Source organism: Niastella sp. (assembly GCF_045805085.1).
Classification (GTDB): domain Bacteria; phylum Bacteroidota; class Bacteroidia; order Chitinophagales; family Chitinophagaceae; genus Niastella.
In genome coordinates this window covers 1-17,489 of sequence record NZ_JBJMLX010000142.1, presented here as the reverse complement: position 1 = coordinate 17,489, position 17,489 = coordinate 1, and the positions used below count along the sequence as shown (strand labels likewise).

The 17,489-nt window shown below is 45.8% G+C and carries 11 protein-coding genes; 10 read left to right on the top strand and 1 reads right to left on the bottom strand.

Features of this window, described 5'->3' with window-relative positions:
- The first annotated feature begins 538 nt into the window (after positions 1 to 538).
- Positions 539 to 1,600, top strand: a complete 1,062-nt coding sequence (locus ACJ751_RS07135) for a response regulator (RefSeq protein ID WP_407744706.1) — start codon at positions 539 to 541, stop codon at positions 1,598 to 1,600.
- Between the two features lie 134 nt (positions 1,601 to 1,734).
- Here the strand turns inward: ACJ751_RS07135 and ACJ751_RS07130 are convergent, their stop codons facing one another.
- A complete protein-coding gene (locus ACJ751_RS07130) occupies positions 1,735 to 2,634 on the bottom strand; it encodes a diacylglycerol/lipid kinase family protein (protein WP_407744705.1) in 900 nt (299 codons plus the stop codon).
- An 81-nt stretch (positions 2,635 to 2,715) separates the two neighbouring features.
- On the opposite strand from ACJ751_RS07130, the gene surE reads away from it, so the two are divergent.
- The 9 genes from surE to ACJ751_RS07085 all read left to right on the top strand — a co-directional run.
- Complete coding sequence (gene surE, locus ACJ751_RS07125; protein WP_407744703.1) at positions 2,716 to 3,450, top strand: 5'/3'-nucleotidase SurE; 735 nt, start codon at positions 2,716 to 2,718, stop codon at positions 3,448 to 3,450.
- A gap of 304 nt (positions 3,451 to 3,754) precedes the next feature.
- A complete protein-coding gene (locus ACJ751_RS07120) occupies positions 3,755 to 5,203 on the top strand; it encodes a Gfo/Idh/MocA family protein (protein WP_407744702.1) in 1,449 nt (482 codons plus the stop codon).
- 43 nt (positions 5,204 to 5,246) lie between these two features.
- The gene (locus ACJ751_RS07115) at positions 5,247 to 6,389 is read left to right on the top strand and encodes a family 20 glycosylhydrolase (RefSeq protein WP_407744701.1); all 1,143 of its coding nucleotides are present in this window, start codon (positions 5,247 to 5,249) and stop codon (positions 6,387 to 6,389) included.
- Positions 6,390 to 6,458: 69 nt separating this feature from the next.
- On the top strand, positions 6,459 to 8,231 hold the full coding sequence (locus tag ACJ751_RS07110; RefSeq protein WP_407744699.1) for an SGNH/GDSL hydrolase family protein: 1,773 nt from the start codon (positions 6,459 to 6,461) through the stop codon (positions 8,229 to 8,231).
- 20 nt (positions 8,232 to 8,251) lie between these two features.
- Entirely contained in the window at positions 8,252 to 10,384 is a 2,133-nt protein-coding gene (locus ACJ751_RS07105) for an alpha-N-acetylglucosaminidase (RefSeq protein ID WP_407744698.1), read from the top strand.
- A gap of 212 nt (positions 10,385 to 10,596) precedes the next feature.
- Complete coding sequence (locus ACJ751_RS07100; RefSeq protein WP_407744696.1) at positions 10,597 to 11,205, top strand: RNA polymerase sigma factor; 609 nt, start codon at positions 10,597 to 10,599, stop codon at positions 11,203 to 11,205.
- A 92-nt stretch (positions 11,206 to 11,297) separates the two neighbouring features.
- On the top strand, positions 11,298 to 12,167 hold the full coding sequence (locus tag ACJ751_RS07095) for a FecR family protein (RefSeq protein WP_407744695.1): 870 nt from the start codon (positions 11,298 to 11,300) through the stop codon (positions 12,165 to 12,167).
- 22 nt (positions 12,168 to 12,189) lie between these two features.
- Positions 12,190 to 15,660 (top strand): SusC/RagA family TonB-linked outer membrane protein, encoded by a 3,471-nt coding sequence (locus ACJ751_RS07090; protein ID WP_407744693.1) that lies wholly within the window; start codon positions 12,190 to 12,192, stop codon positions 15,658 to 15,660.
- A 21-nt stretch (positions 15,661 to 15,681) separates the two neighbouring features.
- Positions 15,682 to 17,489: RagB/SusD family nutrient uptake outer membrane protein (locus tag ACJ751_RS07085; RefSeq protein WP_407744691.1), on the top strand; the 1,808-nt coding region annotated here is incomplete at its 3' end.

The following is a 17,489-nucleotide window of genomic DNA, read 5'->3' as shown; positions in this document are numbered from 1 at the left end:
TAAGCCACAGGACTACATCGTATTCGCATTATTTTTCAATGAAACCTGATAGTACAGGATGAAAAAAAAATGCAATTGTGCAACTTTGCACTTCCTCACCCTGTCTTACCTGGAAACAATAATCCATTAAACAGTTTTATTACACTGTTATTAGCCTGATGAATTCATAAAAAAAATTTATGATGTGGATGGGAGGATGTGTAAAATACGTTATCTTTAAGTACATAGATTGTCCAGTAAGTACATAGTCCTGCCGATTCATATTGATAGCAGTAACCCGATCCTTTGCAGGTTAAATACATATCAACTTTCAACACTGTTCTTAAATACCATTACAGTGGCCATAGGGAAAACAGCCTCTCCGTAATTTTTGAAAAAAGTACTCCGTAACACAGCTCTTACAACCTTATCCCAACCCGTTCAAAAATAGCTCATATTGAATTGTTCCTTAGAAGACTGAGACCGACCAGGTTTAAATCACTGTGCTTGCCATAGCATAGGAAACAGCTTTTGCTCATTTTTAAAACCCGACCAAAACATGAAGAAGATTCTTGTTATTGAAAACAATGCCGGGATCAGAGAGAATATTGCAGAGATCCTCGGGCTGGCTAATTACAAGGTTTTTACTGCCGAAGATGGAAAAACAGGAATTGAAATTGCGTTGCATCAAAAACCCGACCTTATTTTATGCAATGTGTTGATGCCGCAATTAGACGGTTATGGCGTTTTGCACCTGCTTCACAAAAATCCCACTATTCGAAACACGCCCTTTATTTTTATGTCGGCCATTGCCGATCGCGCCGAAATGCGAAAAGGTATGGAGCTGGGCGCTGATGATTACATTATTCAGCCGTTTGAGAAAACCGAGCTGTTACAGGCAATAGAATGTCGTTTAAAGCGTGCAGAGTGGCTTAAACAGGAGTTTATAACCCGTGAAGCACCACTAAACGGAAACGGCTATCATTTGCCCGATATGCCCAGGAATGGCAATGAACGGGATATCCTTTGTCTGCTGAGCGATAACCGGGATGTTTGCAAGTATAAAAGAAAACAGATCATTTATGTAGAAGGGAACCGCCCGGCGCGGCTCTATTATATAAAGAAAGGAAAAGTAAAAGCATACAAGACCAATGAAGAAGGGAAGGAGTTGATAACAGGGATCTATGGCGAAGGCGATTTTCTGGGTTATGTGGCCCTGCTGGAAGGAACGGTTTATAAAGAACGGGCAGAGACCATGGAAAATACCGAGCTGGCCATCATTCCCAAAGATGAATTCGACGCATTAATGAATACCCGGAAAGAAGTGGTGGTACGTTTTATGACCATGATGGCCCACAACATTACCGAAAAAGAACAGTTGTTGCTGGGACTGGCCTATAACTCCCTGCGCAAAAAAGTGGCCGATGCATTGATCACTGTAAACAGAAAATACAAAACCTCCATTAATATAAGCCGGGAAAACCTGGCAGCCATTGCCGGTACGGCTACTGCTTCCATGATAAGAACGCTCAGCGAATTTAAAAGTGAAAAGCTTATCGAGATCCACGACGGCGCCATTACCATTTTAAATGAAAAGGAACTGGAGAATTTATTGAATTAAAAAAGCTCCGATAGACATCGGAGCTTAGTCTCTGATTTTTTAAATATCCTATGAAAAACCCGTAATGCAAATGTATTACAGGTTCGTATAGTATTTAGTGATGGTGGTCACTGACTTTTATGATTGTTGTCCGGTTATATCAGGAATACCAATGCGTTCTTTTTAATTCGTACATGCACCGGCGTGTTTTCTTTTAATGTCAGCTGTTCATCATCTACATGCACATGCCTGCCTTTCCATTTTAAATGCACGTCTTCTGCTTTGATGGTGGTGAATGTATATTCCACCACTTCTGCATCGTTGAGTTTGCTGTCGATATACGCCGCGAATTTTTCCTGGTCGTTTCCCGGTATTAACACTACTTCAAAATGGCCATCACCGGGGTGGCCAAATGGTGATAGAAAAAGATTGGGTCCAATAAAGCGGGTATTCATCACCTCTGCCATCAGGTATTCACCGGAATGATCTTCCCCATCGATGATCAGTTCGCAATAATGTGGTTTGTAGGAATGGCTGATGGTATGCATCAACTGCTGGGCGGTTTTCATTTTCTGGTCTTTTTCAGGTATATCGTTCCTGCCCTGTTTTTTCATTTCCATCATCAGGTAGGGAAACAGGCCGTAGCCAAAACTTTCAATAAAGAAACCGGGGTCTTGTTCTATATCGAAAATTTCACCCACATCGATGGCGGTAGTTTGCGGAGTGCTCCAGGAGCGGATAATATCAATAAGCTCTCCTTTTATATTCAATGATTCCGCAATGTTATTGGCGGTTCCGCAAGGTAGAATGGCTACTGGTAGCCGTTTTACAGGATGCGCTTTTTTTAACAGTACCGCAACAACTTCCTTTACTGTGCCATCGCCACCGGCGATAACAATAAAATCTGTTTGCGGTGGAATGTCTTTCCAATTGTCATCATCTGTAGAAGTATATCTACACACATAGCCAGCCGCTTCAATCAGCTTTACTAATGATTCTTTTGAATTGGCTTCATCGCCGGCCCCAGGATTGTGTATGAGGTAAATAGTTTTCATTGTAAATTAATTGTTAACAAAATTGTACCACCCGGCTGGCATGATAATCTCAGGCATTTATAGAATCAATACTGATAACCTATGACTATACTGATAACCAACGATGACGGAATTTATAGTCCGGGTATTGCGGCGCTGGCCCGCATAGCATCCCGTTTTGGAAAAGTAACGGTAATTGCGCCCGATGTGGAGCAAAGCTCCATGGGCCATGCTGTTACCCATTCCCGGCCATTGTCATTAAAAAAAGCGCCCTTTATGGTGGAAGGGGTGGAAGGCTTCAAGGTAAATGGCACGCCGGCCGATTGCGTGGCCCTGGGCAGTCATTTATATGCGACTACCGATGTGGTTTTGTCGGGCATTAACATGGGGCCCAACCTGGGCAATTCCATGTGGCATTCGGGCACCCTCGCGGCAGCCAAACAGGCGGTGTTATTGGGAATAAGAGGCATTGCCCTGAGTACGCCGGTTGATAAAAAAGATCCTGACTTTGACGCCCTGGCGCCATACGTGGAAAGAACGCTGGCTTTATTGTTTGAAAATAAAGAACTGGGTTTATATAATGTAAATTTTCCGCCGCAGCCAAAAGATATAAAATGGACGCGGCAGTCTGTTCGGTTGTACGATGGAAAAATAGTACCCGGTATAGACCCGATGGGCCGTAAACACTACTGGTTTACCGTAACGCCATTGGAGGCTGCTGAAGAAGGAACCGATCGCTGGGCTGTTGAAAATGATTATGTTTCTATAACGCCGCTAAGGTTGGATCTTACCGATGAACAAATGCTGAGGCGGGTTAAGGAGATGCTTCCGGTGTAATGAATTTGGCAGACGGCAGACGGCAGAAGGCAGACAAAAATACCGGTTGATAGGGTTGATAAAGTTTAAAGAGTTGATAAGTTAACAGGTTGACGAGTTAACAAATTAACCAGGGATGCTAGTTTTTAGTTCTGAGTTCCTGGTTTTAAGTTCTCCCTTTTTCATTTCTCTGTTTTTCATTTTTCTGCCTTCTGCCGTCTGCCGTCTGCCGTTTCCCTTTCCCTCTGCCTACTACCCCACCAATAAAAAAATCTGTTAACAACTGAGTTGAAACTGATATTACAGTGTCATAAGACAAAAAGATATGAGTTTCAGCCGTAGGAATTTTTTAAAGAATGCCACAGCCGCCGCCAGCGGCTTATTATTACCTCCATTAGGCGGATATGCTTCTGAGCATGCATTGCATAATGCTGTAATAGATTCGGTCAATAGATCAAAGGACAGGAAACAGGTATTTAATATGTGCGGCTATGCGGCTCCTAAGATCCCGGTAGTGCGCATAGGCTATGTTGGTATTGGCGGCAGGGGTAGCTGGGCGGTGAACCGAATGACCAATATTAAGAATGTTGAAATAAAAGCCCTGTGCGATGTGCGCGATACAGCCGTTAAAGAAAATCAGCAAACGTTGAAAAAGGCCGGCTGGCCTGCTGCGAAAGAATATTACGGCAATGACTATTCCTGGAAGAAATTGTGTGAACAGGATGATATCGACCTGGTGTATATAGCTACGCCATGGGAATGGCATGTGCCCATAGCGGTGTATGCCATGGAACATGGAAAGCATGTGGCGGTGGAGGTGCCCGGCGCCCGCACCCTGGAAGAATGCTGGCAACTGGTTGAAACATCGGAACGTACCAAAAAACATTGCATGCAACTCGAAAATTGCTGTTATGATTTTTTTGAGACCCTTACCATCAATATGGCGCAACAGGGTGTGTTGGGAGAACTGGTGCATGGCGAAGGCGCGTATATACATGCGTTGCTGGAAGGCTTGTTTGGCGCACAACCGAAAAATACCGGTGATTATGCCGGCGAAGGCGCGTGGCGCTGGAAAGAAAACCAGAAGAGCGGCAACCTGTATCCCACCCATGGGTTAGGACCCGTAGCGCAGGCCATGAATATTAACCGGGGCGATAAAATGGAATACCTGACCTCTATGTCGTCGAACGATTTTATGATGGAAGCCCTGGCTGAAAAACTGGCTGCCGGGGATAACTGGTACAAACAATACACCGGTAAACATTACCGGGGTAATATGAATACATCCGTTATTAAAACCAATAAAGGAAAAACCATCATGGTGCAGCATGATATATCGTCGCCCCGCCCATACAGCCGAATTCATGCAATAAGCGGCACCAAAGGGTTTGTGCAGAAGTTCCCTGAGCCCGCCAGGATCTCATTGGGACATGAGCCGGTTTCCGATGCAAAAATGAAACAACTCGAAGAACAATACACGCCCGAGCTGATCCGCCATGTGGAGCAGGCGGCTAAAAAGATCGGCGGTCACGGCGGTATGGACTTTATTATGGACTGGCGTTTGATCGATTGTTTGCGCAACGGGTTGCCGTTAGATATTGATGTGTATGATCTGGCTACCTGGTGTGCGGTTACCCCACTCAGTGTATGGTCGGTGGCGCATCGTTCCAATTCCATCGATATGCCTGATTTCACTGGCGGCTCATGGAAAATGAATAAACCGGTTGATCTTACCCTGAGAGGTGGTGGCGATACGGAGATCGTTAAACAATAAACAATTGGCAATAAGCAATAGACAAAAAGCAATACAATACACAATGAAATATAGGAGCACCTCTTTTTTACCAGCGATCCTTTTTTTGTATATACTCATCACAACGATACAGCATACCTCAGCGCAAACCGGTCAGAACTTTGAATGGAATAAGTTACCGGTTAAAGCGCTGTTGTTAACCGTTCCCCATCCTGAAGACGTACCGGAGTTCTGCCGTTTTATAAAAGAAGTATTGCCCAAAGAAGGAGTGAATACGCTGGTATTGCGGATCCGGTATAGTTATCAATTTAAATCACATCCTGAACTGGCAGGTGAAAGAGCCATCTCGGAGCAACAATTAAAACAGATAGTACAGAGCTGTAAAGAAGCTAAGATCCGGTTCATACCCAAAATGAACTTGCTGGGGCATCAGTCAGACCAGGACCATATAGATCCCCTCCTGGCAAAATACCCGCAGTTTGATGAATCGCCCGATTATAATCCGCCCGTTCCCTGGAAAAACGCCGGCCCTTTCGACTTTTATTGTAAAAGCCTTTGTCCTTCACATCCCGATCTGCTGAAAACTATTTTTCCCCTGATGGATGAACTGATAGATGTATGCGGCGCCGATGCGTTCCATGTAGGGTTGGATGAAGTGTGGATCCTGGGTTATGATAAATGTCCGCGTTGCGGCGGTCGCGATAAAGCCGCCCTGTTTGCAGAATATGCCACAAAGCTGCACGATCATTTAAAAGAAAAAAAATGCCAGATGTGGATGTGGAGCGACCGGTTGATCGATGGAAAGACCACCAACCTGTTGGGCTGGCAGGCCAGTATGAACGCTACCTTCCGCGCTATTGATCTGATCCCTACAGACATCATGATCTGCGACTGGAAGTACGAAAGCGCACCGCCCACACCCGGCTACTTTGCGATAAAAGGATTTAATGTGTTGCCCAGTTCGTGTTCTAATTCCGAAGTGGCGCTGGCGCAATTAGCGCAGGTTCGTTTGGCGCGTAAAGATGGAACCCGGGCACCCTGGGCTGTTACCCTGGCCGAAAGAATGCAGGGCGTATTTGTTACTATGTGGGAAGATTCGAAAGAATTTATTGACGCCTATTATGGCCGTAATGGAAAAAAACTGAATTCAGCAGAAACCTTTAAAGCCGTATTTGCACAGATCCGTAAAGATGAGGCCATGAAGTAAAGGCGTGATAAACTATACATTATTTTTCCGGTGTTGTTTTTAAAATTGGATGTAGCAAAAATATTGTGCATGAAAACCCTGACCATTTTTGTATTCGGTCTATTATTATCAATACTAACTTTTGCCCAGGTAGCGCAACCCTTCACCTGGAAAAACCCTGCTGATAATGCCTTTCCGGTCATAGAAGGACAGGCATGGCCGGCGGAAGTAAAAGCCCGGTACGACCGTTTCCCTGCCCGCGCTGAAAAAATACTGAATCCAAACGTCTGGAATATTTCGCATAGCAGCGCCGGGCTGTACATAAAGTTCAAAACAAATGCTACGGCTATAGTAGTGCGGTATGTTGTAAAAGGGTCATTGGAAATGACCCATATGCCCGCTACCGGGGTAAGCGGCGTTGATCTGTATGCCATTGATCCCAACGGACAGTGGAAATGGGCGCCCTCCAGCCGTTCTTTTAACGATACTATTGAATACCGTTTCAGTAACCTGGTGGTGAGCAGTGAATTTCCGGGCCGGGATTATGAATACAGGTTATATCTGCCGCTATACAATACCGTTGACTGGCTTTCTATTGGTGTACCCAATAACAGTTCCTTTAATTTCATGCCATTATCGCCCGAAAAGCCTGTTGTGGTATATGGTACTTCCATTGCGCAGGGCGCTTGTGCTTCGCGGCCCGGGATGGCCTGGACTGCTTTATTACAACAACAGTTAGACAGGCCGTTGATCAATCTGGGTTTTTCCGGATCAGGGCAGTTGGAACCATCCGTAGTTGCATTCATGAGTGAAATTGATGCCAGGTTATATGTACTGGATTGTATTCCGAATTGCACCATGCGTGCGGGATTTTCAGCAGGGGAGCTGGAAAAAAGGATCATGGCTGCTGTAAAGGCATTACAGGAAAAACGGCCTGGTGTGCCTGTACTGTTAACAGATCATAGCGGTGGCGCCAATAATGGTTTGTTGGATACCGCAGCACAACACGATTATGAGAATGCCAACCAGGTGCTGCACCAGAGTTTTGAAAAAATGAAAGCGGGCGGTATCACCGGCATCTTCCTGTTAAGCAGTAAAGACATTGGTTTGTCTGTGCAGGCTACGGTAGACGGGTTGCATCCCAACGATATTGGTATGATGTCATATGCACGGGCCTATGAGAAAATAATTCGTACTATTTTGAATGAACCCTCCGGGCCGCTGTCTACTACTATTCCGGTTGTGCAAAGCCGGGATGGCTATTACAACTGGCGCAGCAGGCACAGTGAGGTCATTGCCGGTAATAAAACAACTGCTCCCCGTATTATCTTCTTTGGCAATTCTATTATTCATTACTGGGGCGGACAACCGGCAGCAGCCCTGACCCGTGGCGCCGGATCATGGAATAAATACCTGCAACCTGCGGGGGTAAGAAATGCGGAATTTGGCTGGGACCGTATTGAAAACGTATTGTGGCGCGTGTATCACGATGAGCTGGATGGTTTTTCGGCAGCGCAGATATGGGTGATGATCGGTACTAATAACTTAACCATTAATTCCAATGCGGAAATAACCGAAGGGTTAAAAATGCTGGTGGAAGGTATAAAGGCCCGTCAGCCCAAAGCCTCCATTGTATTATCAGGCATTTTGCCACGCAGAGAAATGGAAGGGCGGATTGTTGTGCTGAATGCCCGCATAGGGCAGCTGGCCGGCCGGTTACACGTGCAATATGTAAACCCCGGCGTAGTACTATTGAATAAGCAGCAGAAAATAGATGAATCATTATTTGAGGATGGATTGCATCCGAATGCTGTTGGGTATGATAAACTGGCCACAGCCATTACACCTTATTTAAAAAAGTGAAAACCAAAACTGAATTGTTGATGCGAAAAAGTATATACGTTTTATTGTTGTTACTGCCCTGTTGTGTTTGGGCCGGCGACTTTGACGGGGTAACGCAACTGGCAAAACGAAGAGTGCCCTGGCTGGTCAGTAACCTGGTATTTAAAAAAATGCGACCGGGTGATAAAAAGGAGGCCTTTCAACTGCAATCGCAAAACGGGAAAATAATGATCGCGGCAACCGGCCCCAATGCCGCTGCCGTTGGGTTAAACTGGTACCTGAAATATTATTGTCATCGCTCCATGTCGCACATGGGCGATAATTTATCTCCTGTATCGCCATTGCCGGTTATAAAAGAAACTGTAACCATTGATGCCATGGCGCAATACCGGTTTGCGCTGAATTATTGCACCTATAATTATACCATGAGCTTTTACAACTGGAGCGATTGGGAACGGGAGCTTGACTGGATGGCATTGAACGGAGTAAACCTGATGCTGGTAGCCAATGGGGAAGAAGCCGTTTGGCAAAATGTTTTACGACGCACTGGGTTTAGCGAAAAAGAGATCAGCGATTTTATCACCGGGCCTGCTTACAATGCCTGGTGGCTGATGGGCAATATAGAAGGGTGGGGTGGGCCTATGCCGCAAAGCCAGATCGATAGCCGCAAAGTGCTGGTGCAAAAAATGATCGGTCGCATGCAGGCATTGGGTATTGAACCGGTGTTGCCGGGTTTTTTTGGGATGGTGCCACATAACTTCAACTCCAAAACGAAAGCCCATGTGATTACACAAGGCAACTGGGGCGCATTTATTCGTCCGGCTATTCTTGATCCTGCCGATACGGCTTTTAACCGGGTGGCCGGTATTTTTTATGAGGAAACAAAAAAACTATACGGCAGCGATATCCGCTTTTTTTCGGGCGATCCATTTCATGAAGGTGGTATAACAACAGGGGTTGACCTGGGAAAAGCCGGCGCCAGTATACAAAAGGCGATGCAGCAATATTTCCCCGGGGCCATATGGGTGTTGCAGGGCTGGCAGGACAATCCCAAAAAAGCATTGCTGGCGGAAACGGATAGATCGGCTTTGCTGATCCAGGAATTATTCGGGGAGAATACCAATAACTGGGAAACAAGGAACGGTTATGAAAGCACGCCCTTTATCTGGTGTTGTGTAAACAACTTCGGAGAGCGGCCGGGTTTGAATGGAAAGCTGGAAAGATATGCCGGTGAAGTGTACAGGGCAGCTACTGGTCCGTTTCGTGAATACATGAAAGGCGTGGGTATTATGCCGGAAGGAATAAATAATAACCCGGTATCCTACGATCTGGTGCTGGAACTGGGGTGGCATAACCAACCGGTTGAAACTGGTAAATGGATCAATGATTATGTGAAAGCTCGGTATGGAAAGGCCAATGACCAAATTGCCACCGCCTGGAAATTGTTCCAACAAACTATTTACAGCAATCCCGGGTACCAGGAAGGGCCACCTGAGAATATTTTATGTGCGCGGCCGGCTTTACAGATAAGATCTGTTTCCAGCTGGGGTAAGCTGAAAAAAGGATACGATACGGCTTTGTTTGTAAAAGGGGTACAGGCGTTTGCTGCAGCAGCACCTTTATTTGGCAACAGCGAAACGTATAAGATCGATCTCATCAATTTTACGCGGCAGGTAATAGCAAACCGGGCCGATACCGTATTTGCCAGCCTGGTAACAGCCTATAAGGAAGAAAATACAGCTGCCTTCAACGCGGCAGCCGAAGCATTTTTATCGCTGCATGCGCTCATGAATAACCTGCTCAACAGCCATTCGTATTACCGGTTAACCACCTATCAGCAGCAGGCTTTGCAGGCAGGTAATACGGCTGCAGAAAAAAAGAATAACCTGCACAATGCCATGATGTTGATCTCCTATTGGGGTGAGAACAACCGGCAGGAGGATTACCTCCATGAATATGCTTATAAAGAATGGGGCGGAATGATGACTACGTTTTACCAGCAGCGGTGGAAGTTGTATTTCGATTACCTGCGTAATAACCTGGCAGGCAGATTATCCACTCCGCCTGATTTCTTTGCCTGGGAACGGGAGTGGGTTACACAAAATGAGCAGGTGAAAAGCGAGGTTCAGCCTTATCCGTCACTGGAAAAAGTAATCCGGAAAGTATTGTATTGATATAAAATATTTCAAGTTTGATCTTAAGTGTTAAGTCGTTGGTGTTCTCACCGATGACTTTTTTGTTTTCAGGAGTAGCTACCATGTTATAAAATGGAACAACCGTTTGCGTTAAAAAATCATGAATTTTTAAATTATATTCGATCCTGTAGAAATTCCATTATTAACCTGTTTCAGTGATACATTTAAAATGAGCGTTTAATTAGTAATTCATGCAACAGGACCGATGCGATAATACTTACACTGCCGAATGCTGGAGCGCGTTCAAAAAGGGAGACGAAAAAGCATTTGTGATGTTACATGACCTTTTTTTTCACTCCTTACATGCCTATGCATTTCGGATGTTACAGGACCCTGATCTCGCGTATGACGCTATACAGGAGCTGTTCCTGAAATTATGGGAAAAAAGGGCCGCGCTTCCGGAAGTGCAGTTTGTAAAAGCGTACCTGATGCGCTGTTTGCGCTGTGCTATATTGAACAAACTCCGCTCCCTGAAATTATACGAACTAAAAATAACAACCCGCTTTCATACCCCCGATATTGAATTTTCTCCTGAAGAAATAAGAATAAAAAAGGAATCAGCCTCTTTTAATACCCGTCAGCTAACGAAGATGATCAACACCCTGCCTGCCCGCCAGAAAGAGGTTATTTATTTACGCTTTTATGAGGGCCTGTCTTACAAAGAGATCAGCCGGATACTTAACATCAATTACCAGTCCCTGGTAAATAATATCAACCGCATCATGAACCGGTTCAAAACGGCGTTAAGGAACCATCCTGAATTTTTCTGGATCATCCTGCTATTCCCCTTTGTTTTATAATTGAACTTACTCCTGCATAAAAAAAATGGTCAACACTGAGTTGGAAGTAAAATTATTGTGTCTTTATAGTAGAGAGACAATACTTACAACCCATGGAAAATGAGCATGACCATTTTAACGATGAACTGCCTTTTGCGTTTAATAAACCCGAAAGGGATGAAGCATTGAAAGACAAAAGCAGACAGGACCTGTTAAGCAATATTGCCCAAACCAGGCCATCAGGGAAATGGCGGAAAAAAAGCGCCTGGCTGTCGGTTATAACCGCCTGCTTTTTACTGGTTGGTATGTTGATGATCTTTAACCGCAAACGATCTGCACCACCAACCGCCATTCAAACCGGGGATTTTCAACGCACCATTTTGCTTCCTGACAGTTCTGAGATCTTATTGAACCGGTATTCGGAGATCAGGGCCAATTTAATTGGCTGGTCGAATAGTAAGCGGGAAGTATGGCTTACCGGGGAAGCTTTTTTTAAGATCAATAAAGTAAAAACAACAAGCGGCCGGTATAACAACTTTATTGTACATACCGCAAAAGGCGATATAGAGGTATTGGGAACCTCATTTAATGTACAGGCCGATTCCTCATTTTTTTCAACCGCATTACATACCGGCAGCATAAAAGCCCATATTGGTAAAGAAGCAGTGATATCGCTGGTGCCCGGACAGGTATTGATCGTGCAGGGCAACCACATATACAGGAAAGAGGTAAACGTACAATTGTACAGCGCCTGGAAAGATGGAGAGTTTCACTTTGATCATACCAGCCTGACGGAAGTAATAGCACTGATAGAAAAGTATTACAAATTGAAGGTAAAACTGGCGGCCAACCTGCCGGTGGCGGAGCGGAAATTATCCGGCAATATAGCGGTAAAAGATTCCAGTGGGTTATTCAATGCTTTGCGGGTAATAATGGGATTAACAGTACTGCAACAGGGAGATTCGTTGATTATTTCAAAATAAGACCAAAACCAAAACGTTGCTTATGACACAAAAACCTTCCATCATTCGATGGAGCAATGTGTTCGTATTATACCTGTTGTTAATGGTTGGCTGTTACCAGGCTGCCGCACAAACGGAGAACAGATCTTTACAGCGGATAGAGCTGGCAAAGTTTATCGACCGTTTATCGGGCGAAATGCATTGGAAATTGTTGTACAATCCCGATGACCTGGCCAATAAATTTGTCGATACCGCTTCACCGGGCACAATAACCAGGTGGACCATCAACAGGTTATCGACACTACTTAAAAAATATGACCTGCGGCTGCAGCCGGTAGGGGAGAACACCTACGCCATCAAAAAAGGCAGTCCGCCGCAGGTGCAAACCACCATCCCTGATACAACCGGCCGGGAAATAAAGAATGAAATAATAGTGCGCGGTACCATTCGAACCGATTCTGCCACGCTGGAAGGCGCCACTATTAGCCTGAAATCGGACCCCACCCGGGCAGTCACTTCAGATCAGAACGGCAGGTACTTGGTGAAAGCGCCGGCAAACGGTACCCTGATCATTACTTCAGTAGGGTATAAAGAAGAAGAAATAGATATTAAAGGAGAAAGCGTCATTAATGTAAAACTTAAGAGCGCTAACAATTCGCTGGAAGAAGTTGCGGTGGTGGCCTATGGTACGCAAAAAAAGACCACCATGGTAGGCGCCGTTACTACTATTAATCCAAAAGAATTAAAAGGGCCTGTCAGTAATTTAACGACCATGCTGGCCGGCAGGCTTTCAGGTGTTATTTCTTATCAGCGAAGCGGCGAGCCCGGAAAAGACAATGCGAGTTTTTTTATCCGCGGCATTACCACCTTTGGCACCGGTAAGGTAGATCCGCTGATCCTCATTGATGGCATTGAATCTTCATCTACCGACCTGGCGCGGCTGCAGCCTGATGATATTTCGGGATTCTCCATATTGAAAGATGCCACGGCTTCTTCATTGTATGGGGCCCGGGGCGCCAATGGCGTAGTGCTGGTAACCACCAAGTCAGGTGCGGATGGAAGAACGAGGTTTAATATCCGCGCCGAAAATTCGTTAAGCAGCAATACCCGCAACTACAGGTTCGCCGATAACGTTTCCTACATGAAGCTGGCCAATGAAGCGGTATCAACAAGGAATGCGCTTGAAAATGTACCGTATTCCCAAAGCAAGATCGATCATACAGCCGCCGGCGACGATCCCTATCTGTACCCCAGCAACAACTGGTTAAAACGACTCATAAAAGATTATACCAATAATCAGCGTTTTGATATGAACGTAAGCGGCGGCAATAAATTAGCGCAATATTATATTGCAGGTACCTACAATATCGATAACGGGGTGTTGAAGGTTGACAAGATCAATAATTTCAACAGCAACATAAAGCTGAAGAGCTATTCCATCCGGTCGAACGTTACTTTCAATTTTACGCCCACCACCCAGGCCATTGTTCGAACATACGGGCAGTTTAATGACTATAAGGGACCTGTTGGCGGCGGTGACACTATTTTTAAGCAGGCGGTATGGGCCAATCCGGTGAAATTTGCACCGGTATACCCGGCCGGTTATGCGCCCGGGTTAACCCATCCCTTATTTGGCAATGCATTTCGTTCAGATGTCATTAATCCGTTCCCGGGCAACGGCAGCAACTTATACAATAATCCCTACGCCAATATGATGTCGGGGTATCAGCAATATAACAGCTCCACCTTACAGGCGCAGTTAGAATTGAAACAGGATCTGGCATTCATTACGCCGGGGTTGGCTGCCCGGCTAATGGCGTATACCCAGCGATATTCTTACTTCGATGTGACCCGGCAATACACTCCGTTCTATTACCAGCTTTCTTACGATCTGCAAACCAAAGTCCCCAGGCTTACCCCGCTGAATACCAACGGTACGGAATACCTGAATTACAGCGAAGGACCCAAAACAGTAAATACCACCAGTTACCTGGAAGCAGCAGTGAACTATAACCGGCAGATCGGCCAAAAGCATAATGTTTCGGGCATGTTGATCACCTTGTTCAGGAACTATTTAGCCGCCAATGCCGGCAGCCTGCAATTATCGCTGCCACACCGTAATCATGGAGTCTCCGGCCGCTTTACGTATGCCTATGACAACCGGTACATGGCTGAATTCAATTTCGGTTACAACGGCTCCGAGCGGTTTGCCCAAAATCACCGGTTTGGTTTTTTCCCTTCTGTAGGCCTTGCCTGGAATGTATCGAACGAAAAATTCTTTGAACCCCTGTCCTTTATCAGCAAGTTGAAATTGCGGGCAACTTATGGGCTCGTTGGCAACGACCAGATTGGCGCTGATTGGGAGCGGTTCTTCTATTTGTCGGATGTAAATATGAACAATGGCAACCGGTCATACGGCTTTGGCGAAATGTATAATAATACTTCAAATGGCATCTCGGTGAACAGGTACGAAAATTACGATATAACCTGGGAGCGATCTTACAAAACAAATGTAGGCATAGAACTGGGACTCTGGAATTCGCTGAATATACTGGTGGATGTGTATCGTGAGCGACGTTCCAATATCTTAATGACGCGAGGCACTATTCCCAGTATGATGGGATTAAGCGCACCCATCCAGGCCAATGTAGGTGAGGCGGAAGGTAAAGGGGTTGATCTTTCTGCTGATTATACCTATAACCTGGGAAAACATACCTGGTTGCAGGCCCGCGGTACATTTACGTATGCTACCAGTAAATTGCTGGTGAATGAAGAACCTGCGTACCCGGAAGCATACCGCCGGCGTGTAGGCCAACCGCTTTCGCAAACGTATGGGTTTATAGCCGAGCGGTTATTTATTGACGATTATGAAGTGAATAATGCGCCTGTCCAGAACTTCGGCCAGGATAACCTGGCGGAAAATGGAAAGTACCGGGTACGGGGCGGCGACATTAAATACCGGGATGTAAACCATGACGGACAAATTACCGATGCGGATATGGTGCCCATTGGCTTACCCACCACACCGGAGATCACTTACGGTTTTGGTTTGTCGTTCGGGTATAAAAAATGGGATGTGAGTTGTTATTTCCAGGGATCGGCCCGCTCTTCTTTCATGATAGAATCTTACAAAATGGCGCCCTTCGTACTCGATGGGGGTGGTCAGCATGGCCTGCTGGCCGCTATTGCCGATGATTACTGGGGCGAGAATAACCGCAATCCCTATGCCTTCTGGCCGCGCCTGAGTAATTATTATGCAGCCAACAACATCCAGACTTCCACCTGGTGGATGCGGAGAGGTGACTTCTTACGGATGAAAACAGCCGAAGTTGGGTATACATTTCCAAAGTCACTGCTCAGCAAGCTGCATTTCAGCAATACCCGCATTTATGCCAATGCCTTCAACCTGTTTGTGATCAGCAGGTTCAACATGTGGGACCCCGAAATGGGTGGCAACGGGTTAGGCTACCCGGTACAGCGGGTATACAATGTGGGCGTAAACCTGGGATTTTAATCATTCAACAAAGCAAACACAATGGAACCTGTTTCAACATATAAATGTCCCGCTGTTATGCAATGCATAAAGAACTGGTTGCCGGTGCTGTGTATTCTTTTTGCCGGCAGTTGTAAAAAATACCTCGATGTGGTGCCTGATAATGTAGCTACCATTGACAATGCATTTAAGTTAAAACAGGAAGCCACCAAATACCTGGCCACCTGTTACTCTTATCTGCCGGCCAGTGGCGATATGCAAACAAACCCTGCCCTGTGTGCAGGCGATGAATTCTGGATGGTGGCGCCTTTTGCCCTAAGCGAATCGCCCTGGAAGATCGCGATGGGGTATCAAACGGCCACTACGATCTATATGCCGGGCTGGAGCAATATGTTCAGCGCTTTCCGGGACTGTAATATTTTCCTGGATAATATTAATAAGGTGGTAGATATGACGGATGCCGAGAAAGACAGGTGGGGTCATGAAGTGAAATTTTTAAAAGCATATTATCACTGGTGTCTTTTAAGGATGTATGGCCCTATACCGGTTACCGATGTAAATCTGCCCATTTCCGCCACTTCCGATGAAGCGCAAAGACCCCGGCAAACGGTTGATTCGGCAATAAATTATATTGCCGGCCTGCTGGATGAAGCAGCTGCCGGACTGCCCTCCACCGTTTCAGATCGTACCACCCAATTGGGGCATATTACCAAACCCATTGCACTGGCTATAAAAGCGAAGGTTTTGGTTACAGCGGCCAGTCCGCTGTTTAATGGCAACGGCGATTATGCCGGGTTTAAGAATTACGACGGAACGGCATTCTTCAACGCGGCTTATGATGCGGGAAAGTGGGAACGGGCCGCTGCTGCTTGTAAAGAAGCCATTACTGCCTGTGAAAGCGCCGGGATGCACCTGTACAAATTTGATAAGCTGGGGCTTTCCCTGTCAGACGCCATGGTTACACAAATGAGTATACGTAACAGCGTTACCGAAGCATGGAATGCAGAAATTATCTGGAACAATACAAAAGGCAGCGCGGGCACTACCGATCGCACGTATACCTTGCAACGCTTTGCCATGCCACGGCTCGATCCCACTAAAATAACCAATGAAATGTGCCTTGGCAGCCTGGCACCCACCCTTAAAATAGCTGAATTGTTTTATACGGAGAATGGGGTGCCTATCAATGAAGATAAGAACTGGGATTACAGCAACCGGTACAAATTGCGTACAGGCAAAGCTGCTGAAAACGAATTTATAACTAATGGCTACGAAACCGCGGTGCTTAATTTCAACCGGGAACCCCGCTTTTATGCCAACCTCGCCTTTGATGGTGCGGTGTGGTATATGCAAAACGGAACATTTAATGTACAGGCAAAGAATGGCCAGTTGCAGTCGCGTAAAGGCAACTGGGATTATAATGCTACCGGCTACTTTGCTAAAAAACTGGTAAACTGGAAATATGTGATCAAAGACGGGCAGGAACTGACCATTGAAGATTATGCCTGGCCCGAAATGCGTTTGTCGGACCTGTATTTGTTATACGCCGAAGCATTGAATGAAGTGAATGGCCCGGGTACGGAAGCGTTTGAATATATAAATAAAGTACGACTGCGGGCCGGTTTAAAAACGGTACAGGAATCCTGGACGAACTATTCCCTTCAACCTGCTAAATACCAAAGCAAAGATGGGTTGCGGCAGATCATTCAGCAGGAACGGCTGATAGAGTTGGCGCTGGAAGGCAGCCGCTTTTGGGACCTGCGGCGCTGGAAAAAGTCGTTTGAAGAATTGAATAAACCGGTCATGGGCTGGGATGTAGACCAGGAGGCGGCTGCCTATTATTACCGCCC